Origin of the sequence: Rhodococcoides fascians A44A, assembly GCF_000760735.1 — a bacterium.
Classification (GTDB): Bacteria; Actinomycetota; Actinomycetes; order Mycobacteriales; family Mycobacteriaceae; genus Rhodococcoides; species Rhodococcoides fascians_E.
In genome coordinates, this window is the sequence record NZ_JMEX01000004.1 from 455,015 (window position 1) to 474,972 (window position 19,958).

General features: G+C 63.9%; 18 protein-coding genes and 1 tRNA gene. 9 read left to right on the plus strand and 10 right to left on the minus strand.

Going from position 1 to position 19,958, the window contains the following annotated elements:
* Nucleotides 1-21: 21 nt before the first annotated feature.
* Together BH95_RS03125 and BH95_RS03130 are read right to left on the minus strand one after the other, a co-directional pair.
* The gene (locus BH95_RS03125; RefSeq protein ID WP_019664781.1) at nt 22-1,200 is read right to left on the minus strand and encodes a fatty acid desaturase family protein; all 1,179 of its coding nucleotides are present in this window, start codon (nt 1,198-1,200) and stop codon (nt 22-24) included.
* A gap of 47 nt (nt 1,201-1,247) precedes the next feature.
* A complete protein-coding gene (locus BH95_RS03130) occupies nt 1,248-2,360 on the minus strand; it encodes a ferredoxin reductase (RefSeq protein WP_052059962.1) in 1,113 nt (370 codons plus the stop codon).
* Nucleotides 2,361-2,559: 199 nt separating this feature from the next.
* On the opposite strand from BH95_RS03130, the gene BH95_RS03135 reads away from it, so the two are divergent.
* Together BH95_RS03135 and BH95_RS03140 are read left to right on the plus strand one after the other, a co-directional pair.
* Nucleotides 2,560-3,186 (plus strand): TetR family transcriptional regulator, encoded by a 627-nt coding sequence (locus tag BH95_RS03135; protein WP_019664783.1) that lies wholly within the window; start codon nt 2,560-2,562, stop codon nt 3,184-3,186.
* Between the two features lie 42 nt (nt 3,187-3,228).
* Nucleotides 3,229-4,062, plus strand: coding sequence for an alpha/beta hydrolase (locus BH95_RS03140; RefSeq protein ID WP_019664784.1), 834 nt, complete (start codon nt 3,229-3,231; stop codon nt 4,060-4,062).
* Between the two features lie 2 nt (nt 4,063-4,064).
* Here the strand turns inward: BH95_RS03140 and BH95_RS03145 are convergent, their stop codons facing one another.
* Nucleotides 4,065-5,387 (minus strand): MFS transporter, encoded by a 1,323-nt coding sequence (locus tag BH95_RS03145; RefSeq protein WP_033190415.1) that lies wholly within the window; start codon nt 5,385-5,387, stop codon nt 4,065-4,067.
* A gap of 94 nt (nt 5,388-5,481) precedes the next feature.
* On the opposite strand from BH95_RS03145, the gene BH95_RS03150 reads away from it, so the two are divergent.
* The 3 genes from BH95_RS03150 to cmrA are packed head-to-tail and all read left to right on the plus strand — an operon-like array spanning nt 5,482 to nt 8,898.
* Nucleotides 5,482-6,009, plus strand: coding sequence for a PadR family transcriptional regulator (locus BH95_RS03150; RefSeq protein ID WP_019664786.1), 528 nt, complete (start codon nt 5,482-5,484; stop codon nt 6,007-6,009).
* Complete coding sequence (locus tag BH95_RS03155; RefSeq protein WP_052059946.1) at nt 5,979-8,042, plus strand: NADPH-dependent 2,4-dienoyl-CoA reductase; 2,064 nt, start codon at nt 5,979-5,981, stop codon at nt 8,040-8,042. Before BH95_RS03150 ends, BH95_RS03155 begins: the two co-directional genes overlap by 31 nt.
* Before the next feature lie 52 nt (nt 8,043-8,094).
* The gene (gene cmrA / locus BH95_RS03160) at nt 8,095-8,898 is read left to right on the plus strand and encodes a mycolate reductase (protein ID WP_019664788.1); all 804 of its coding nucleotides are present in this window, start codon (nt 8,095-8,097) and stop codon (nt 8,896-8,898) included.
* A gap of 4 nt (nt 8,899-8,902) precedes the next feature.
* On the opposite strand, the gene BH95_RS03165 is transcribed toward cmrA, so the two are convergent.
* On the minus strand, nt 8,903-9,514 hold the full coding sequence (locus BH95_RS03165) for a hypothetical protein (protein WP_037180935.1): 612 nt from the start codon (nt 9,512-9,514) through the stop codon (nt 8,903-8,905).
* A gap of 113 nt (nt 9,515-9,627) precedes the next feature.
* On the opposite strand from BH95_RS03165, the gene BH95_RS03170 reads away from it, so the two are divergent.
* Complete coding sequence (locus BH95_RS03170; RefSeq protein WP_019664790.1) at nt 9,628-10,140, plus strand: DUF3558 domain-containing protein; 513 nt, start codon at nt 9,628-9,630, stop codon at nt 10,138-10,140.
* A 31-nt stretch (nt 10,141-10,171) separates the two neighbouring features.
* Here the strand turns inward: BH95_RS03170 and BH95_RS03175 are convergent, their stop codons facing one another.
* Nucleotides 10,172-11,938: a helicase HerA-like domain-containing protein gene (locus tag BH95_RS03175; protein ID WP_019664791.1), complete on the minus strand. Its 1,767-nt coding sequence runs from the start codon at nt 11,936-11,938 to the stop codon at nt 10,172-10,174.
* A 105-nt stretch (nt 11,939-12,043) separates the two neighbouring features.
* Here BH95_RS03175 and orn point away from each other — a divergent pair, with 105 nt between their 5' ends.
* From orn to BH95_RS03190, 3 genes are all read left to right on the plus strand, one after another.
* Entirely contained in the window at nt 12,044-12,646 is a 603-nt protein-coding gene (gene orn / locus BH95_RS03180; RefSeq protein WP_026347744.1) for an oligoribonuclease, read from the plus strand.
* 87 nt (nt 12,647-12,733) lie between these two features.
* Nucleotides 12,734-12,809, plus strand: a tRNA-His gene (locus BH95_RS03185).
* Nucleotides 12,810-13,113: 304 nt separating this feature from the next.
* The gene (locus BH95_RS03190) at nt 13,114-13,854 is read left to right on the plus strand and encodes a M23 family metallopeptidase (protein ID WP_019664793.1); all 741 of its coding nucleotides are present in this window, start codon (nt 13,114-13,116) and stop codon (nt 13,852-13,854) included.
* Here BH95_RS03190 and BH95_RS03195 read toward each other — a convergent pair.
* The 5 genes from BH95_RS03195 to BH95_RS03215 all read right to left on the minus strand — a co-directional run bounded on the left by BH95_RS03195 (nt 13,851) and on the right by BH95_RS03215 (nt 19,958).
* Nucleotides 13,851-15,044, minus strand: a complete 1,194-nt coding sequence (locus BH95_RS03195) for a L,D-transpeptidase (RefSeq protein WP_371828027.1) — start codon at nt 15,042-15,044, stop codon at nt 13,851-13,853. The genes BH95_RS03190 and BH95_RS03195 overlap by 4 nt on opposite strands.
* A 189-nt stretch (nt 15,045-15,233) precedes the next feature.
* On the minus strand, nt 15,234-16,715 hold the full coding sequence (locus tag BH95_RS03200; protein ID WP_019664795.1) for a flavin-containing monooxygenase: 1,482 nt from the start codon (nt 16,713-16,715) through the stop codon (nt 15,234-15,236).
* Between the two features lie 28 nt (nt 16,716-16,743).
* Complete coding sequence (locus BH95_RS03205; protein ID WP_019664796.1) at nt 16,744-17,604, minus strand: SDR family oxidoreductase; 861 nt, start codon at nt 17,602-17,604, stop codon at nt 16,744-16,746.
* A gap of 105 nt (nt 17,605-17,709) precedes the next feature.
* Entirely contained in the window at nt 17,710-18,459 is a 750-nt protein-coding gene (locus tag BH95_RS03210) for an IclR family transcriptional regulator (RefSeq protein WP_019664797.1), read from the minus strand.
* 65 nt (nt 18,460-18,524) lie between these two features.
* A complete protein-coding gene (locus BH95_RS03215; protein ID WP_157773031.1) occupies nt 18,525-19,958 on the minus strand; it encodes a nucleobase:cation symporter-2 family protein in 1,434 nt (477 codons plus the stop codon).

Sequence of the window (19,958 nt, forward strand, 5' to 3'; positions counted from 1 at the left end):
GGTCCGCTGGCGCCGGCCACGTCAGGCCGCGACCTTCTTGCGCTCGACGATAACACCGACCGTCGGCTTCGATCCGGTCAGAGAATCCGGCAATGCGAGCTTGAAGATCTTGCCCCACACGGTACCGATCTGCTTGAAGAAACCGCCGGTGTTGTACGGAAGGCCGTATTTGCCGCACAGTGCCTTCACCTCAGGGGCGAGCTCCGGGTAGCGGTGCGCAGGCAGATCCGGGAACAGGTGATGCTCGATCTGGTGCGACAGGTTGCCGGACATGATGTGGAACAGCGGCGATCCCTCGATGTTCGCCGATCCGAGCATCTGACGGACGTACCACTCGCCACGCGACTCGTCTGCGGTCTCGTCCTCGGTGAAGGTCTGCACCCCCGTCGGGAAGTGTCCGCAGAAGATGATCGAGTAGGTCCACAGGTTGCGGATCAGGTTGGCGCCGACGTTCCCCACCAGTGTGGTGACGAAGAAGGGGCCGGACAGCGCCGGAAAGATCACGTAGTCCTTGAGTACCTGACGACCGGCCTTGCGCCACATTCCCTGCAGCAAAGGCTTGACGTCGTGCCACTTGCGCTTGCCCTGGACGATGTTCTCCGCTTCGAGGTCGTGCAGCATGACGCCCCACTCGAAGAACGTCATCAGCAGGAACGCATAGACGGGGTTGCCCAGGTAGTACGGATTCCACTTCTGGCCCTCGTCCATCCGCAGGATTCCGTAACCGATGTCGCGGTCCTTGCCGACGATGTTGGTGAACGTGTGGTGCATGTAGTTGTGCGAATGCTTCCACTGGTCGGCCGGGCAGACGGTATCCCATTCGAACACTTCGGAGTTGAAGCCGGGCTCACGCATCCAGTCGTACTGGCCGTGCATGACGTTGTGGCCGATCTCCATGTTGTCGAGGATCTTGGAGACGCCGAGGGCGCCGACTCCGGCGAGCCACACCGGAGGCAAGAACGGCAGGTACATCATGGCCCGACCGGCGATTTCGAGGCCGCGTTGAGTCTTGACGATGTTGTAGATGTATTCGCGATCCTCCTCGCCCAGCTTGGCGACGGTGCGAGCACGGAGCTCGTCGAGCTCGCGGCCGAGGTCTTGGACCTGCTCGTAGGACAGGACCGTCGGTGGCAGCGCCTCGGGCTTCTCCGCGGATCCGAAGAAGGGCAAAGACAGTGAGGGCAGTGGGATTCCGAACATTTGAAACACTCTCCGTTTCGGTTGTCGAAGATTGTCGGTCGGGTCGGTCAGATTTCGATTTCCACGTCACCGACAGGTACCGACACACAAATCTGGATCTTCTTGTGCGGTTCGGTGTCGGTCTCCCCGGTCTTGACGTTCCGGGTGCATCCCGAGGTCTTCACCGACGTGCAGGTGAAGCAGATGCCCATCCGGCAGCCGTAGGACGGCGTCAGGCCCGCGTCCTCCGCCTGTTCGAGGAGGGTCTTTCCCGAGTTGGTTGCGACGACGTCACTGCCGGAGAAGTTGACGTCTCCGTCTGCATCGGCGTCGGCGGTCGGTGCCGGCGCGGCGAACTCCTCGAAATGGAGTCGGTCGGCAAGTCCGAGATCGTCGTAGACGCCCCGGACCGACCGCATCAGTCCCGGCGGACCGCACAGGAACGTCCGAGCCTCCGCGAACCACGGTGCCACGGCGTTCAAGTGCTCGGTTCCGAAGAACCCGTGAAGGTCTCCCCCACTCGTCTGGTCCGTGTACGCCAGGACGATTCGGACTCGATCGTGCTCGGCTGCGATCTGCTCCAACTCGGCGCGGTACGAGACGTCCTTTTCCGAGTAGGCGTAGTGCAGGAAGGTGAGGTCGCCGCTGTACCCCTCGTCCAGCAGCGACCTCAACATGGACAACACGGGCGTGATCCCGCTTCCGCCACTGATCAGCAGAACCGATTCCGGACGAGGCGTCGGCAGGTGAAACACGCCGTCGGCCTGCGACAGGCTGACGACGAGGCCAACCTGCGCGTTCGCGTGAAGATACTGCGAGACAAGGCCTTCCGGATGCGCCTTGACGGTCAGTTCGATGAGACCGTCGGCGCGGTACTGCGAACATGCAGGCGAGTAGCACCGTGTGTGGCGCACCCCGTCGATGACGACGCCGACCTGCACGAACTGGCCGGCCTCGAAGCCCCTCCACTGGTGCGTCGGGCGCAACGTGAGGGTGACCGTGTCGGCAGTGGACCGGTGTACATCCGTCACTTCTGCCCGAAGATCCCTTACCGTGGTCATCGGGTCGACGAGCTCGAGGTAACGGTCGAGCGCGTGAGGCGTTGCCATGGCCTCGAACAGGGAAAGCAGCGAAAACTTGCGGCGAATGCCTGACTGTCGAGACTTCTGCTGAATTGCCATCTCGCCTCCCGGTTCGAGGAACTTCTTCAGTGTACGTCTGTGCACTAGAATCCCAGTGTGGCAGATCCGTACCGGAATCTGTCAACGTGAAAGTGATGGCACCGACATAGCACGGCGCACGTGTCCTGGATCACACTCACCCTGAGACGACGTCGAGACCGGAGGAGGTCACAGAGTGGACAGCAATAAACTCGAACATGTGACAGAACCGGGTACGCGTGCGGAACGCAAGGAACGCACACGACAAGCGCTCATCGACGGCACCCTGGATCTGTTGCGCGACCGGTCGTTCGCGAGCGTCAGTCTGCGCGAGGTCTCACGATCGGCCGGCATAGTGCCGACTGCGTTCTATCGACACTTCGCGTCCATGGAAGATCTCGGCGTAGCTCTGGTCGAGGACTCGATGCGGACGCTTCGTCAGATGCTGAGGGACGCGCGCAAGGATCCCACGGTCAAGAACGCAACCGAATCACTCCGGATCCTCGTGCGCGCCGTTCGCTCACACGAGGATCAGTTCCGATTCATCGCCCGCGAACGCTACGGCGGAGTCACCGAGGTACGACGCGCATTCGCGACCGAGCTCCGCATGTTCGTCAGCGAACTGACCATCGACCTCGCCCGCATGCCAGGGCTCGAATCCTGGGACATCAGCGATCTGGAGATGGCCGCGGATCTGATCGTCTCGACCATGCTCACCGCCACCGTCGGCCTGTTGGAGATCGACCGCCCCGGCAGCTCGAGCGAACGCGAACTCCTGGCACGCACCGAGCAGCAGGTCCGCCTCGTGGTGTTGGGCATGGGAGCCTGGAGATCGAACCACGGTTGATTCGACCCGAGGTGCACTCGACCTCAGCTGAGAGGACCGAACATGACGATGACCGAAGTAACCGTCGACGATCTGGTGTTCGACGTGTCGATCGCCGGCGAGGCGAACGCGGAACCGGTGGTGCTGCTGCACGGGTTCCCTCAGACTCACGCGTGCTGGGATCGGGTCGCGCCGACGCTCGTGGAACACGGCTTGTTCACCATCGCACCCGACCAGCGCGGATACTCACCGGGCGCACGTCCGCTCGGCACCGATGCCTACCGCGTGGAGAATCTCGTCGGCGACATCGTCGGGATACTGGACGCACTCGGCCTGGAGTCGGCGCACGTCGTCGGACACGACTGGGGTGCCGCGGTGGCGTGGCAACTCGCAGCGCGGCACCCGGAACGCGTTCGTTCGCTCGTCGCGGTGTCCGTGCCGCACACGGCTGCGTTCAATCAGGCTCTCCGCGAGGACGCGGACCAGCGTGAGCGCTCGACCTACATGGGGCTGTTGCGACAGGCAGGCAAAGCCGAGGAGGTGCTGCTCGAAGACGATGCACGTCGGCTGAGGGCCATGTTCTCCGAACGCAGCCCGGACGACCGTTACGTCCGGCACCTGCAGGAGCCGGGGGCGCTGACCGCGGCGTTGGAGTGGTATCGGGCGATGACGAACGAGTTCGGACGCCTCGCACCGGTGACCGTTCCCACGACCTACGTGTGGAGCAATCAGGACTCGGCCATCGGCCGTGCGGGCGCCGAACGGTGCGGCGAACACGTGGACGCCGACTACACATTCGTCGAACTCGACGGAATCTCGCATTGGATTCCGGAGGAGGCCCCGGACCGACTGGCCGACGAGATCCTGCGGCGGGTCGCCCAGTCGAGGGTGTCGTGAGATCAGACCTTGTCGGGCGCTTTCACTGCGAGCAACGCGAGTAACCCGACGAACAACACGACGAGCAGACCACCGATGCCCGCACGGTCCGCGTCGAACAGCCACACGAACAGCCCGAACAATGTGGGTGCGAGGAACGAGACTGCACGGCCGGTCGTGGCGTACAGACCGAAGAACTGACCCTCGCGCCCCGGTGGTGCCAGACGCGCCAGGTAGGTCCGCGACGACGACTGCGCCGGCCCGACGAACAGACACAGCACCAGGCCGAACACCCAGAACAGCACCGGGCCGGACACGAACAGCAGCACGATTCCCGCGACGATCATCGACACGAGTGAGAACACGATGACGGATTTGGGTCCGGATCGATCGTCGAATCGGCCGGCGGTCACCGCGCCCAGACCGGCGACGACGTTGGCGGCGACGCCGAAGAGCAGCACGTCTGCCGAGCTGATGCCGTAGACACTCACCGCAAGAACAGCACCGAACGTGAACACCCCGGCCAGACCGTCGCGGAACAGCGCGCTCGCGATCAGGAAGTAGACGCTGCGCCTGTCGGCAGTCCACAGCTCACGCAGGTCGCGGAACAGCACCTTGTAGGATTCCAGCATTCCGGCCTTGGCGGCGCCTGGATCCTGGTCGGTGGACGGCAGTTCGGGAACGGTGAGCAGGACGGGAATCGCGGAGACTGCGAACCACACCGCGGCCAGCAGGGCGACGAGCCGGATGTTCATGCCGCCGTCGGTGGTGATGCCGAACAGTCCTCTGGTGTCACCGTCACCGGTGATGAAACCGAAGTAGCAGATCAACAGCAGAACGATGCCGCCGAAATACCCCATCGACCAACCGAATCCGGACACGCGGCCGATGTTGGCCGGCGTGGAGACCTGACGAAGCATGGCGTTGTACGGAACACTGGCCAGTTCGAACAGGATCGAGCCTGCGGCGAGCAGCACCAGGCCCAGCCACAGGTAGTGATAGTCGTCGGCGACGAAGTACAAGCCGGCCATCGACGCGACAGTGAGTCCGGTCAACAACGCCAACGAGCGCTTTCGGCGGCCACGGGCGTCGAAGCGTTGGCCGGAGACAGGCGCAAGTATCGCGATGACGACGCCTGCTGCTCCGATCGCCCAACTGAACCACGACGTCGCCGAGATCGACCCGGGCAGATCGTCGCCCACCGCATCGGTGAGGTACACCGAGAACACGAACGTCAGAATCACCGCGTTGAACGCGGCCGATCCCCAATCCCAGATACCCCAGGCGAATACCTGCTTTCGGGTCGTTGCGACGCCTACGACGGCAGTGTCGGCCGGAGTGTTCATGGGCAAAGCCTAAGCCAGCACGTGCAGCACAGCATTGTACTGCGGTATATGCACCTGGTTGCATAGTCACCCTGTTGCATACATACTGGCTGTCGTGGCACTCGAGCACGCGATACTCGTTTCCCTGACCGAATCGAACGGCTCCGGGTACGAACTGGCGCGCCGATTCGACAAGTCGATCGGCTTCTTCTGGAGTGCAAGCCATCAGCAGATCTACCGGGTGCTGACGCGTATGGACGCGGCCGGATGGATCGTGGGCAACTCCGTCGTGCAGGACGGCAGGCCGGACAAGAAGGTCTATTCGGTCAGCCGGAGCGGGCTCGACGAGCTGGATCGCTGGATCGCCCGACCCACCGATCCGAGTGCGCTCCGGGAGGAACTGGCCGTCAAGATCCGGGGCGCAGCACACGGTGACGTCGAGGCATTACGCACCGAGGTCCGCCGACACCGGGATGTCCATGCGGACAGGCTCGAGCTCTTTCGACTCATCGAGAAACGCGATTTCCCATCACCGTCCTCCCTCTCGGGTACCGCACTGCATCAGTACTTGGTGCTGCGCGGCGGAATCCGTGTCGAGGAGGGCTTCGCCGAATGGTGCGACGAGATATTGGAGCGATTGTGACCGGTACCGAGAACTACCCGATTCTCCTGTCGCCGTTGAAGGTCGGCAACACGACGTTGAAGAATCGCGTCATCATGGGATCCATTCACACCGGTTTGGAGGACCGAGCGCGTGACACCACTCGACTGGCGGCCTATTTCGCCGAACGCGCGCGCGGTGGCGTCGCGCTGATCGTCACCGGTGGCTATGCACCCAACCGCACCGGATGGCTCCTCCCGTTCGGCGCCAAGCTCACCAACCGAGTCGAGGCGCGGCGGCATCGCACGATGACGGACGCGGTGCATGCGGAAGGCGGCAAGATCGCTCTGCAGATCCTGCACGCAGGTCGGTACTCGTATCAGCCGTTCAGCGTGTCGGCGTCGTCGATCAAGGCCCCCATCAATCCATTTCGCCCGCGGCGCCTCACTGCACGAGGTGTCCGGTGGCAGATCCGCAATTTCGTCAGGTGTGCGCGGCTCGCTCGGTCCGCCGGGTACGACGGCGTCGAGATCATGGGCGGCGAGGGATACTTCATCAACCAGTTCCTCTCCGAGCGCACCAACAAGCGGCGCGACGAGTGGGGCGGTAGCGCAGAGAACAGGCGTCGTATCGCGGTCGAGATCGCCCGTCGTATCCGTGCGGAGGTCGGCACCGACTTCCTGGTGATGTTCCGATTGTCCATGGCCGATCTCGTCGAAGGCGGACAGAGCTGGGACGACATCGTCGCCCTGGCACAGGATTTGGAGAGCGTCGGTGTCGACGTCATCAACACCGACATCGGCTGGCACGAATCCCGCGTGCCCACCATCGTCACGTCGGTTCCGCGCGCAGCATTCGCCGACATCACCGGAAAGCTCGACAAGCATGTCGACATCCAGGTGGCGGCGTCGAATCGAATCAACATGCCCGACATCGCGGAAGGGATTCTCGCACGCGGGGACGCGCAGCTGATCTCGATGGCGCGGCCGATGCTCGCCGACCCGTTCTGGGTGCGCAAGGCCGAAGCGAACGCAGCGGACTCCATCAACACGTGCATCGCGTGCAACCAGGCGTGTCTGGACCACGCGTTCGTCCACAAAACAGTCTCCTGCCTGGTCAACCCCCGCGCGGGACGTGAAGTCGAACTGCAGTTGCTGCCTGCCCGCAGAACCAAGAAGGTCGCGGTCGTGGGCGGCGGTCCGGCAGGGCTGTCCGCCGCGCTCGAAGCTGCCCGACGCGGCCACGCCGTCAGCCTGTTCGAGTCCAGGCCGGCATTGGGTGGCCAATTCGGTATCGCACAACGCATTCCGGGCAAGGAGGAGTTCTCCGAGACCATCCGATACTTCACGACAGCGCTGCGCGACGCCGACGTGGCCGTCCACCTCGGCTGGCGCGTCACCGCCGCCGAGCTCGTCGCAGGCGACTTCGACGAGGTGATCGTCGCGACCGGCGTGATACCGAGAATCCCGTCGATACCCGGAATCGATCATCCGTCGGTGCTGTCCTACGCCGACGTCGTCGAACACGGAAGACCGGTGGGTGACCGCGTGGCCGTCATCGGTGCGGGCGGCATCGGCATCGACATCTCGGAATTTCTGACGACCGATGCCTCCCCCACGCTGGACCTGAAGGAATGGAAGCAGGAGTGGGGTGTCACCGAACCGGAAGCGGCGCCGGGAGCGCTCACCACACCCGTCCCCGCGCCGTCGCCGCGTGAGGTCTACCTGTTGCAGCGCAAGAAGGGACGAATCGGCGCGGGGCTGGCGAAGACGACGGGATGGGTGCACCGCGCGGCTCTGAAAGCCAAAGGCGTGCACGAGCTCTCCGGTGTGAACTACGAACGCATAGACGACGAGGGTCTGCACATCACCTTCGGCGAGCGCCACGAGCGTCCACGCACACTTGCCGTCGACACCGTCGTCGTGTGCGCGGGCCAGGAACCCGTCCGCGATCTCGTCGACGACCTACGAGCCGCGGGAACGACGGCCCACGTCATCGGGGGCGCGGATGTCGCTGCCGAACTCGACGCCAAGCGCGCCATCGAGCAAGGAACACGCCTCGCCGCGTCCATCTGATTCCCACCGGGTGATTCCAGCCGGGTCGATCCATCCACTACCCTGTCTCAGCGTGAGCCTGCCCAGTCCTGCGCCCGAAGCCCGTGCTGTCGTCACCGGAGCGTCCTCCGGAATCGGCGAGGCACTGGCCACAGAACTCGCCGCCCGCGGTCATTCGCTGATCGTCGTGGCGCGGCGCGGGGAGTTGCTCGAGGCACTTGCCACCGAGCTCCGCGCCGCGCACGGAGTGACCGTCGAGGTCCGAGTTCTCGATCTCTCCGACCGGGATGCCCGCGTCTCGTTCGCCGACGAGTTGGCGCAGCGGGAGATCAGCATTCTGTGCAACAACGCGGGTATCGCCACGTTCGGGCCGGTCGCGAACCTCGACCCCGCGTACGAACGGGACCAGGTGGAATTGAATGCAGTCGCCGTGCACGACCTCACGCTCGCAGTCATTCCAGGGATGGTGGCGCGCGGCAGCGGCGGAATTCTGATCACGGGTTCGGCGGCCGGGAACATGGCCATCCCGAACAATGCGACCTACGCGGCGACGAAGGCGTTCGTCAACACGTTCTCCGAGTCGCTGCGGCTCGAACTCAAGGACAGCGGAGTGAACGTCACCCTGCTGGCCCCCGGCCCCGTTCGCACCGAGACTCCCGATCCCGCCGACGCGTCCATAGTGGACAAGCTGGTCCCGGATTTCCTGTGGATCGACAGCGCCTACACGGCCAGGCTGTCACTGGATTCGTTGGCGAAGAACAAGATGCGGGTGGTGCCGGGTCTGTTGTCCAAGGGCATGTCGATCGCGGGCCAGTACAGTCCGCGGGCCATCTCGGCCCCCATTGTCGGAAGCTTCTACAAGAAGCTCGGCGGCTGAACACTCACCGCGGGCGGAAGTGATCCAGCGAATCGGACACGATCGACAACGCGGTGTCGGTATCCACCGACGGGGCCAGTTCCGGGATCAGCACCGTCACCCCGTCGCGGACGCCTTGGCACCGCAGCACCGTGGAGTCCGGTCGCGTCGGGCCTGTACTCCTGCCTGATTCGGTCGATTCCCCAGGCCCCACTCCGGCCGACACGGGCGAGTTCACCGTCACCAGGCACTCGGCGTCACCCGAGGTCTCGATACGTTCTGGCGGCGACGGCAACCGAAGCCGTTCGGCACTGGCATCGCCCGCCCGTGTGCTCCACAAGCGAGGACTCGGCGCCTCGACGGCATAGACCGTCACCAGAACCCGGAGCGACTCGTCCGCGTAGCCCTGCGCGGCGGCGTCGGCCCCGTCGTACGCGGCGCTGAGCCCCGCGACGGCATCCTCGCGCTGCGGGCCGGAGTCGTCGTCTCGTTCGAATCGCTCCATCTGCTGCTGCATCGTCCGGAGCCCGGCGACGGAATCCGGGAACTCCAGAGCCTGCTGCGCATTCGCCGAACCCGAACTGCAGCCGACGACGGCCGCGATCGCAACGGGTGGTACCAACCAGGATTTCTTCATGCAGTCGATCCTCTCGCTGACGCGGGGCGGCCGATATGAGTAGTTCTACCGGTTTCGCGGGGTGAAACCACCTCCTAGGCTAAACGGACAAACCGCCCGGGAGGACTTGTTCGATGATCGACCGCACACCCATCGTGTCCATCGCTGTCGTGGCTGCCGCCGTGCTGATCGGAGGATGCAGTCGGTCCGAGGTCACCCACACGGTGAACGGCGAGACGGTGCAACCCGATCCACCGGCCGGCGCAGCCGCCGAGGTGGACCCCTGCTCGGTCCTGTCCGAGAACACGCGCACCCGTCTCGGATTGGCGGACATCGAGCCGGTCGAACTGCCGAAGACACCGGACGGGGGCTGCACCTGGGACGGCAACAGCCGCTACCTCCTGCCGAATCTGACGCTGTGGGTGAGCGGGCAGACCGACGCCGATCCGAACGACGACGTCGTCGACATCGCGGGCGTTCCGGTCAATGTGTACAACATCGCGGGCACGTCGGGGCGACTCATCGCGTACTTCGACGACCTGACGCTCAGCCTGAACTACATCAAGGCAAAGGTGGAGATCGACACCTTCGATGCACTGGAGGCCGCGATGACCGACGTGTTGGACGGGTACTCCCGCACCGCGTGAACCAATCGCTCACGCGGCTGCGGCCGTACCCTCACCGTCGACGCCGACGACCTGTGCCGAAAATGCTGCGTGAAATCTCCCGTCCGGCAGCCGAAGCCGCAGAGCGGAGGAAACTCTTGACTGCGGGGTTGCCCATGATTCGCTCCGCCGCCGAGGGCCCTTCAGGTTCCGATGGCGGTAGATCGGGCAGGTCCGCAGGCAACGGCGGCAGATCGAACGTTTCGGTCGGCGCGGGCACATCGGTGACCCGGGCCTCCAATTTCTCGTAGGCCGACTCACGATCGATGGTCTCGCGATACTTGGGTCCGAGAGTGCTCGCCGAGGCCGCAGCACCGATGGCGTCGTTGCCTATGGTGTCCATCAGCGAGCGCGGCGGGCGGATCTTGGTCCATGCCACCGGCGTCGGCGCGCCCTTCTCCGACAGTACGGTGACGATGGCCTCGCCGGTGCCGAGCGAGGTGAGCGCCTTCTCGAGGTCGTACGCTTCGGTTTTCGGATAGGTGCGGACGGTCTTGTTCAGCGCCTTCTGGTCGTCGGGCGTGAATGCCCTCAGCGCGTGCTGAATTCGCGCGCCCAGCTGTGACAGCACTTCGTTCGGCACGTCCGTCGGGAGCTGTGTACAGAAGAACACACCGACGCCCTTCGAACGGATGAGCTTGACGGTCTGTTCGACCTGCTGCAGAAAGGCTTTGGAGGCGTCGGCGAACAACAGGTGAGCTTCGTCGAAGATGAACACCAGCTTGGGTTTGTCGATGTCACCGACCTCGGGCAGGGTCTGGAACATGTCGGCCAGGACCCACATCAGGAACGTCGAGAACATCACCGGCCGGGCGGCGTGGGCCCCCAGCTCGAACAGCGTGATGATGCCCTTGCCGTCGGCGCCGACCCGGAGCAGATCCTCGGTGTCGAGCTCGGGTTCGCCGAAGAAAGTGTCCCCTCCGTCGGCTTCCAGGTTGACCAGGGAACGCAGGATGACGCCCGCGGTCGCAGCCGATACTCCTCCGATGCCCTTCAGATCCGCCTTGCCGTCGTCACTGGTGAGATGGGTGATGACGGCACGCAGATCCTTGAGGTCCAGCAACGCCAAGCCTTGCTTGTCCGCCCAATGGAAGATCAAGCCGAGTGTCGATTCCTGAGTGTTGTTGAGACCCAGCACTTTGCTCAGAAGTATCGGACCGAACGCGGTGATGGTCGCGCGCACGGGGATACCGATGCCGTCGGTGCCGAGCGAGAGGAATTCGACGGGGTGACCGGTCGGACTCCACTCGGAATCTCCGGTCTCCACTGCACGCGCCCTGATCTTCTCGTTGTCCGCCCCTGCTGCCGACAACCCGGACAGGTCGCCCTTGATGTCGGCCATGACCACGGGAACGCCTGCACTCGACAACTGTTCGGCGATCCCCTGCAGTGTCTTCGTCTTTCCGGTACCGGTCGCTCCCGCGACCAATCCGTGCCTGTTCAGCGTCGCGAGGGGAATACGAATTCTCGCGGCTGGATCCGTCACGCCGTCCAGGACGACGGTCCCGAGCTCCAATGCGGCTCCCGACGACTGATAACCCGCAGCTATTTCGGCTGCGACACCAGCCGGTACCGCGGCGCCCTCGGTTTCGGTGCCGTCGGCTTCGATGACCTTGGTTTCGGCGGCTTCGGCGTCCAGCGCTTCCTTCTCGGCCGCCTCTGCTGCAGCCAGGGCCTCGGCGGCAACTCGAGCCGCTTCGACGGCAGCGGCCTTGGCAGCCTTCGCCTTCTCCGCGGGGGTGAGAGTGGTGGAACCTTCCGACGCCGGATCGACCGTCATGTCTATCGATGCTCCTTGGTTCTCTTTGCTTGCTGTCGTTCGGCTCGCACTGCGATCGCCACCGCAAACCTTAGCGGTGAGCATGGTCGCACTAGTCTGTGTCGTGTGCAGGACAAACTTGTGTGGATCGATTGTGAAATGACCGGCCTGGATTTGTCGAAGGACAAACTCATCGAGATCGCGGCGCTCGTCACCGACAGCGAACTGGAGATTCTCGGCGAGGGCGTCGACATCGTGATCCACGCCGACGACGACGCGTTGGCGTCGATGCCGGACGTGGTGAAGAAGATGCATGCCAAGTCCGGGCTGACCGACGAGGTGCGTGCGTCGACGGTGACGCTCGAGGAGGCGCAGCAGCAGGTGCTGGCGTACATCCGCGAGCATGTCCCGGTGGCCGGCACCGTGCCTCTGGCAGGAAACTCCATTGCGACCGACCGCGGTTTCATCTCGCGTGACATGGTCGAGCTGGACACGTACCTGCACTACCGCATGATCGACGTCAGTTCCATCAAGGAGCTGTCGCGTCGGTGGTACCCGCGGATTTACTTCGGGCAGCCACAGAAGGGGCTCGCGCACCGTGCCTTGGCCGACATCAAGGAATCGATCAAGGAGTTGAAGTACTACCGCCGGACGGTGTTCGTACCCGAGCCCGGCCCGTCGACCAGCGAAATTGCCGCGGTCGTCGAGGGGCTCGACACACCGTCGTAGGGGCGATTCGCAACTGACGAATCGAACCGCTAGTATTGTCGTCGCTGCTGAAACAGAGCCTGAACGGGCGAAGAAGATGTGGCTATGGTGGGTGTAGTTCAGCTGGTAGAGCACCAGGTTGTGATCCTGGGTGTCGCGGGTTCGAGTCCCGTCACTCACCCCATAGAAGCAAGAGAGCCGGTCTCCGCACGGAGGCCGGCTTTCTTGTCGTTCGAGGCGTCCTCCTCCTCCACGTCGACCGGCAGTCCGTAGTCCTGGCCGCCGAATTACGTTGTTGTAATTCAACTTTCGAGTTTCCTATGGGGTTCATGTGACGTACGGTTACAAATGGCACTTTTGGGGAAGAAAAGTACCAACGTGATAGCTGTGAACACGCAGCGTTGATTCAACGCGCCCCGAAACGCGCCACCAGCAGTTCTGAGCCCAGTTTTCGTTCGAGTCGGGCACTAGATCAGGAGGCAGTTCACGTGGGTCGAAGAGTTCACAAGGCGATTGCGGGTTCGATGTTGTCGGCGGCGCTGTGCCTCGGTACCACGGGTCTGATCAACCCGGCCGTAGCCACGGCGCAGCCGACCATCGAGCTGCCCGTCATCCCGATTCCACAGCCCGACGCGCAGCAGAGAGCGGCCATTCTCGCCGCGGTGCTGGACGCTACCGGGGTGCTGATCAACGAGGTCGCCTCCGTCATTCTCGACTCGGACTTCGGGCCGGCACCGGACACGGCTCCCGACGAGCCGGAGACTGCGGCCGCTCCCCCGTCGGTGGGTCTGGGTGGCTCGATCCTCCCGCTCCCCGCCAGAAGCTACGAAATCTCGTCCGGCTACGGCAGTCGCAACAATCCCACCGGAAACGGCGGCCAGTTCCATCAGGGCGTCGATTTCGCCGCGCCGTCGGGAACGCCGATCTACGCGGTGACAGGGGGAACCGTCGAACAAGCCGGAGATGCGGGTGACGGATACGGCACTCTCGTGCGCATCAAGAGTGGCAACACCGTCACGTACTACGGGCACCAATCGAGCGTGGACGTAGAGGTCGGCGACACCGTCGAAGCAGGCGACCGGATCGGGTCCGTCGGCAGTACCGGCAACTCGACAGGGCCGCACCTGCACTTCGAGGTCAGGAACAACGGATCGAGCATCGAGCCGGTGGCCTACCTGAAGACACTGGGCATCGATCCCGCTCGGTACGAGAAGCAGGGCTCCGACTAGACGCTCGACGCGTTGCCGGCTTTCCATTCCTCCCACGGAATGTTCCAGTCGCCGAGCCCGTCGACGCCGGACAGCGTGCCGCCCACGGTGTTCTTGACGACGACGATGTCGCCGCGCTTGGTGTTGTCGAAGACCCACTTGGCGTTGGACGGGCTCAGGTTGAGGCATCCGTGGCTGGCGTTGGAGTAGCCCTGCTGTCCCACGGACCACGGGGCGGAGTGGAAGAAGATGCCGCTGTAGGACATTCGGACGGCCCAGTCGACGGGGGTGCGGTAGCCGGCCGAGGAGTTGACAGGCACTCCGTAGGTGGACGAGTCCATGACCAGGTGATCGAAGCGGTCGCCGATGATGTAGACGCCGTTGTCGGTCGGTGTGCTGTCCTTGCCCATCGAGGTGGGCATGGTGATGACGTCCTGGCCGTTGACATTGAAGGTCACCTGCTTGGTGTTGTCGTCGGCCGTCGCGACGACGGCGTCGCCGATGGTGAAGGACGTCGACGCGTTCTCCTGGCCGTAGATACCGTCGCCGAGGTCACGGCCGTACACGTTGACCGCAACGTCGACGCGGGTTCCCGACGCCCAGTAGTTCTGCGGCCTCCAGCGGACCTCGCGGTCGTTGACCCAGTAGAACGCGCCCTCGACGGCGGGCGTCGTGGTCACCTGGATGGCGTTCTGAGCGGCGATCTTGTCGGTGATCGTTTCGTCGAACTGGACAGCGACCGGCTGACCGATGCCGACGACGGCGCCTTCGCTCGGCAGAACGTACGGCTTGGTGAAGTTACCGGGCTGACTGGTGGTGAACGAGCTGACGGTCGTGCTCGATCCGCCGAGCCCGTACGCGTCGGCCTGCACGCGGTACTTTCGGTTGTATCCGAGCGGCTCGGTGTTGGTCCAGCTCAGACCGTCCGGGGAGATGGCACCCGATACGGGCACGCCCTCCGGGTTGAGCATCGTGACGCCTGCGAGCTTGCCGTCGACGACGCTCACGGTGACCGGATCCGCCGGGGAGAATCCGACCGCTCCGTCGTCGACGGTGGAGGTCAGCTTGGGCTTGAGGAGTTCGGCGATCGGGTTGGAGTCGATCGGGGCAGCGTCGATCTTGCTGTCGTTCGTCGGTGCACATCCGGACAGAACGACGGTTGCCGCCACCGATGCGACAGCCGCCAACACGACTCCGCGCGAGATCCTCATGCGCCACTCCACTTCACGACCGACCGATTGCCGAGCACCCATCGAAAACGGACACTTCGACCACATAATGCCAGGCCATCACCTGCGCATCCAATTGAAATGCCGCTCCGAGAGTAACGTTCGAATACCAATCGGCCCGTTACCGACCTGTGTTACCTCACAGGCCGTGTCGGTGTCGCCGGTGACGCATCACCGGAAGCTCATGTTGTCGTCGACCAGCTTGCCGTACCGCAGAGCAGGCAGGTCGCGGAAGTAGTTCATGCGCAGTTTCCACGGAGCGGACGATCCCTGCTTGGGGAACGAATCGACCGAGCGGAGAACGTAACCGGCCGCGAAGTCGAGGAACGGTTCCTCCCCTATCGAGGCGTCCCGCTTCAGCCGCACTTCCCGCGCGCCGTTCCTGTCCATGTGTGCGAGCAGCCTGGCGACGTAGTCGGACACCAGGTCGGCTTTGAGGGTCCACGATGCGTTGGTGTAGCCGACGACGAACGCGAAATTCGGCACGTCGGTCAGCATCATGCCCTTGTACGCCATCGTGTCCGTGAGGTCGACGACGCGGCCGTCGACGGAGAGCGTCACGTTGCCGAACGCCACGAGGTTCAGTCCTGTCGCGGTGACGACGATGTCCGCGTCCAGATGCTCGCCGGACTTCAGATCGATGCCGGTGTCGGTGAACTTGTCGATGTGATCGGTGACGATGTCCACTTCGTTCTTGCGGATCGATCGGAACAGATCGTTGTCGGGAACCAGGCAGAGCCGTTGATCCCACGGGTTGTACCGAGGAGTGAAATGGGTGTCCAGGTCGTACCCCTTCGGGAGCCACCCTTCCTGGAGCTTCCTGATCTGCTTCTTCATGAACTTCGGGTAACGCTGGCACAGAACGTACAGTCCTATCGCGGTCACAGCGTTCTTCGTCCTGGTGATTCCGTACGCGGCACGCGCAGGCAGGTACTTGCGCAGACCGAGCGCAACCGGGTCCTCGGACGGCAAGGACATGATGTAGCTGGGTGAACGCTGCAGCAGCGTGACGTGCGATGCTTCACGAGCCAGGTTGGGCGCCAACGTGATCGCCGTCGCGCCACTGCCGATGACGACGACCTTCTTGCCGGAGTAGTCGAGATCCTCCGGCCATTTCTGCGGGTGGATCACGGTCCCACCGAAATTCTCGATGCCCTCGAACTCCGGAGTGAATCCCTTGTCGTAGTCGTAGTACCCACTGCAGCACATCAGGAACGACGCCTCGAACGTCACGATCTCTCCGCCGGAACGCTGAGCAGTCACCGTCCACTTGGACGTCGCGGAGGACCATTCGGCGGACACGACCTTGTGGTGGAACCGAATGTGACGGTCGATCCCCTCGTCCTTCGCGGTGTCCTCGATGTACTCACGGATGTCCTTGCCGTCGGCGATCGACTTGTCGCCCGTCCACGGTCGGAAGTTGTACCCGAGGGTGTACATGTCGGAGTCGGACCGAATTCCTGGATATCGGAACAGGTCCCACGTACCGCCGATCGCGCCGCGGCTCTCGAGAATCGCGTACGACTTGCCCGGCAGTTTCGCCTGGAGATGATGCGCCGCACCGATGCCGGACAGGCCTGCGCCGACGATGAGGAAGTCGACCGATTCCGTTTCGGTTCGCGATGAAGTGTCCGAGGGGGATGTCGTTGTCATCGGGTCTCTTTCGTCCGTGCCGTCTGGTCTACTTGTTGCGTGCGCTGGTCGAGCGCCCGAGAGCGGCGACTTCGGCGTCCATCTTGGGCAGCAATCTCGGTACGTGCTTCAACAGCGCCCTGTCCCCCACTGCCGAGTTCAGGACGGCACGGAACTTGCCCGCCACTCCGACCCAGCCGGGCACGTACACCTTCCGCTTGCGACCTTCGAGCCCCGCGACGAAGGCGTCGACGCATGTGTCGACGGTCATCGTTCGCCCGAACGGCCCCGGCATGACCTCGAGCATTTCACGGAACGCACCGAGATCGGATTTGGCGTCCTGAACGAGTGGAGTGTCGATCCAGGCCATGTGCGCAGATCCGACGCCAACGCCCTGGTGTGCGACCTCGAGCCGCAGCGCGTTCGCGAACTGCTCGACTCCGGCTTTGCTCGCGTTGTACGCCGCCAGGCCGGGGCACGCAGCGAATGCGGCGAGCGACGACACGACGAGGACATAGCCGTTGCGCTCGATCAACGACGGCAGCGCCGCCCGAACGGTGTGGAACACCCCGAGGACGTTGATGTCGATCACTCGCGCGAACGTGGCGGGGTCGACCTGGAGTACCGAGCCGTAGCTGGAGATGCCGGCGTTGGCCAGCACGAGGTCGATGCCGCCGAAGCGCGCAATGCCTGCGTCGACCGCGGCCTGCGTCGCGTCGAGGTCGCGGACGTCGGCCACGACGGTGACCGCGGCGTCGCCCAGCTCGACGCCCAGCGCGAGCAGTGGCTCCTCGTCGACGTCGGTCAACACCAGCTTGCTCCCCCGGGCCGCCAGTGCACGGGCTGTTTCCGCACCGATACCGCGCGCCGCGCCCGTGATGAAGACAACCTTGTTCGAGAGTGTGGGCATCGCCCGTCACCTCCAGTCTCCGTTCCCCCCGTATTGGGAACTGCTAGGTGTCACTTTCCATCTGATACGGACGGGTGTCAAGATTGGAACGAGCACACGGCGCCGTCAGCGAGGCTGGAGGTCCTTCGACAACCGTTCGGCTGCGGACACCAGAAGTGGAACGAACTGCTCAGCGGACTCCAGGGTCACCCGCGCGGTCGGCCCGGCGATGGACATGGCGGTGAGCGTCGGCGCTCCGATCACGGGAACTGCGAAACACCGAACACCCACCTCCTGCTCACCGTCGTCGATCGCATACCCGCGCGATCGGACGACGGCGAGATCCGCGAGCAGTGCGTCGAGGGAGTTCAGCGTGTTGACCGTCCGCGGGGCCATGCCGGTCCGCGAGACGAGGGCACGGACCTCGTCGTCGGGCAGCTGAGACAAGAGGGCCTTGCCCACCCCGGTGGAATGCGGAAGCACACGCTGACCCACTTCGTTGAACATCCGCATGGCGTGCTCCGACGGCACCTGAGCGACGTAGACGGCCATGTCGTCTTCCAGAAACGCCATGTTCGACGTCTCGTGCGTCTGCCGAACGAGCTCGGACAGATACGGTTTCGCCCATCCCCCGATCAATTTGGTTGCGCTGTCGCCCAACCCGATCAACTTGGTGCCCAACGCGTACCGGCGGGTGGCGAGACGGCGAACGTAACCGAGCGTCACCAGGGTTCCGATCAGTCGGTGCACCGTGGGCATCGGAAGATCTGCGGCCTCGGCGAGTTCACTGATACCGATCGATCCTCCCGAGGCCGCCATGATGTCGAGAAGCTCGAATGCCCGCTCGACCGACTGCACTCCGCCACCCACCGCCATGGATCACCTCTCGACTCGTTCGGTTACCGCTACCCTATTTCACCTGCCGACCTCCACCGCTCTACTCAGGTGGAGTGGTGTCGCGTGGCCACGGGCGGTGCCGCGGTGACCACGGACGGTGATGCCTTGTTTCCCTTGGTCAACACGTTGAAGGCGATGTTCAGAACCACGGCCACGATGCTGGCAGCGCTGATTCCCGAATCGAAGACCACGTGTACCCACTCGGGGAAGGCCGAGTAGAAGCCCGGCACCGCGATCGGAATGACGCCGAATCCCAGGGCGACCGCGACGATGACGAGATTCAGGTTGCCGTCGAAGTTCACTTTGGACAGTGTTCTGATTCCGCTGGCGGCGACCGAGCCGAACAACACGATCCCCGCGCCACCGAGCACGGGCAGCGGCACCGACGCCACCACCCGGCCCAACACCGGAAAGAGACCGAGGAACAGCAACACCGAACCGCCGGCAGCCACCACGTAGCGACTCTTGATCCCGGTGACGGCCACGAGTCCGACGTTCTGCGCGAAGGCACTCGCCGGGAAAGTCCCGAACACCGGTGCAACCGTCGTCGCGATCATGTCCGCCCGGAGCCCGTCCCCGACCCGCCGAGCATCGACGTCCGTGCCGACGATCTCGCCGACGGCAAGGATGTCCGCCGTCGTCTCGGTCATGATGACCAGAATGACGACGACCATCGAGATGATCGCGCCGATCTGGAAGACGGGCGCCCCGAATGCGAACGGCTCCGGCAACGCGAAGAAGCTGCCGGTCCCCACATCGGAGAAGTCGGCCTTGCCGACGGCGAACGCGAACCCGGTGCCGACGACGATTCCGATGAGTATCGACAGGCGAGAGAGCGTTCCCTGCACGAACCGGCTGACCAGGAGCACCACGGCGAGACTGAAGCCCGCGAGACCGATGTTGGACATCGACCCCCAATCGGCAGCGCCCTGATCGCCACCCATCGCCCACCGCACCGTCACCGGAAGAAGCGAAATCCCGATCACCGTGATGATCGTGCCCGTCACGACCGGAGGGAAGAACCGGACGATCTTGCTGAAAAACGGCGTGATCAGAATTCCGATCGCACCGGCCGCGATGATGGCACCGAACACCGAGTTCAAACCGTCGGGACCACTGGCAATCGCAACCATCGTCGACACGGAAGCGAAGGAAATACCCTGGACCAACGGCAGTTTCGCGCCGACGTACGGAAGCCCGAGGGTCTGGAGCATCGTCGCAGCACCACTGACGAACAGTGCAGCCGACACAAGAACCGCAATCTGGGTGCCGTTCAACCCGGCCGCACCACCGACGATCAAAGGCGGCGCGATCACCCCGCCGTACATCGTCAGGATATGTTGCAATCCATAGAGATACGACCTACCGATCGACAGGCGCTCGTCCTCCGGACGCCCCTGATCACCCTTGTCATCTCCACTACCGGCCTTACCCTGGTCACTCCCGCGGGCTCCGCTCCCGGCCTTCCTCAGCTTCAT

Excerpts from the sequence above, each read along its gene's own strand:
- BH95_RS03125 (WP_019664781.1), bottom strand. The coding sequence starts at position 1,200 with ATGTTCGGAATCCCACTGCCCTCACTGTCTTTGCCCTTCTTCGGATCC.
- BH95_RS03130 (WP_052059962.1), bottom strand. The coding sequence starts at position 2,360 with ATGGCAATTCAGCAGAAGTCTCGACAGTCAGGCATTCGCCGCAAGTTT.
- BH95_RS03140 (WP_019664784.1), top strand. The coding sequence starts at position 3,229 with ATGACGATGACCGAAGTAACCGTCGACGATCTGGTGTTCGACGTGTCG.
- BH95_RS03145 (WP_033190415.1), bottom strand. The coding sequence starts at position 5,387 with ATGAACACTCCGGCCGACACTGCCGTCGTAGGCGTCGCAACGACCCGA.
- BH95_RS03155 (WP_052059946.1), top strand. The coding sequence starts at position 5,979 with ATGGTGCGACGAGATATTGGAGCGATTGTGACCGGTACCGAGAACTAC.
- BH95_RS03165 (WP_037180935.1), bottom strand. The coding sequence starts at position 9,514 with ATGAAGAAATCCTGGTTGGTACCACCCGTTGCGATCGCGGCCGTCGTC.
- BH95_RS03170 (WP_019664790.1), top strand. The coding sequence starts at position 9,628 with ATGATCGACCGCACACCCATCGTGTCCATCGCTGTCGTGGCTGCCGCC.
- BH95_RS03175 (WP_019664791.1), bottom strand. The coding sequence starts at position 11,938 with ATGACGGTCGATCCGGCGTCGGAAGGTTCCACCACTCTCACCCCCGCG.
- BH95_RS03195 (WP_371828027.1), bottom strand. The coding sequence starts at position 15,044 with ATGAGGATCTCGCGCGGAGTCGTGTTGGCGGCTGTCGCATCGGTGGCG.
- BH95_RS03200 (WP_019664795.1), bottom strand. The coding sequence starts at position 16,715 with ATGACAACGACATCCCCCTCGGACACTTCATCGCGAACCGAAACGGAA.
- BH95_RS03205 (WP_019664796.1), bottom strand. The coding sequence starts at position 17,604 with ATGCCCACACTCTCGAACAAGGTTGTCTTCATCACGGGCGCGGCGCGC.
- BH95_RS03210 (WP_019664797.1), bottom strand. The coding sequence starts at position 18,459 with ATGGCGGTGGGTGGCGGAGTGCAGTCGGTCGAGCGGGCATTCGAGCTT.
- BH95_RS03215 (WP_157773031.1), bottom strand. The coding sequence starts at position 19,958 with ATGAAGCTGAGGAAGGCCGGGAGCGGAGCCCGCGGGAGTGACCAGGGT.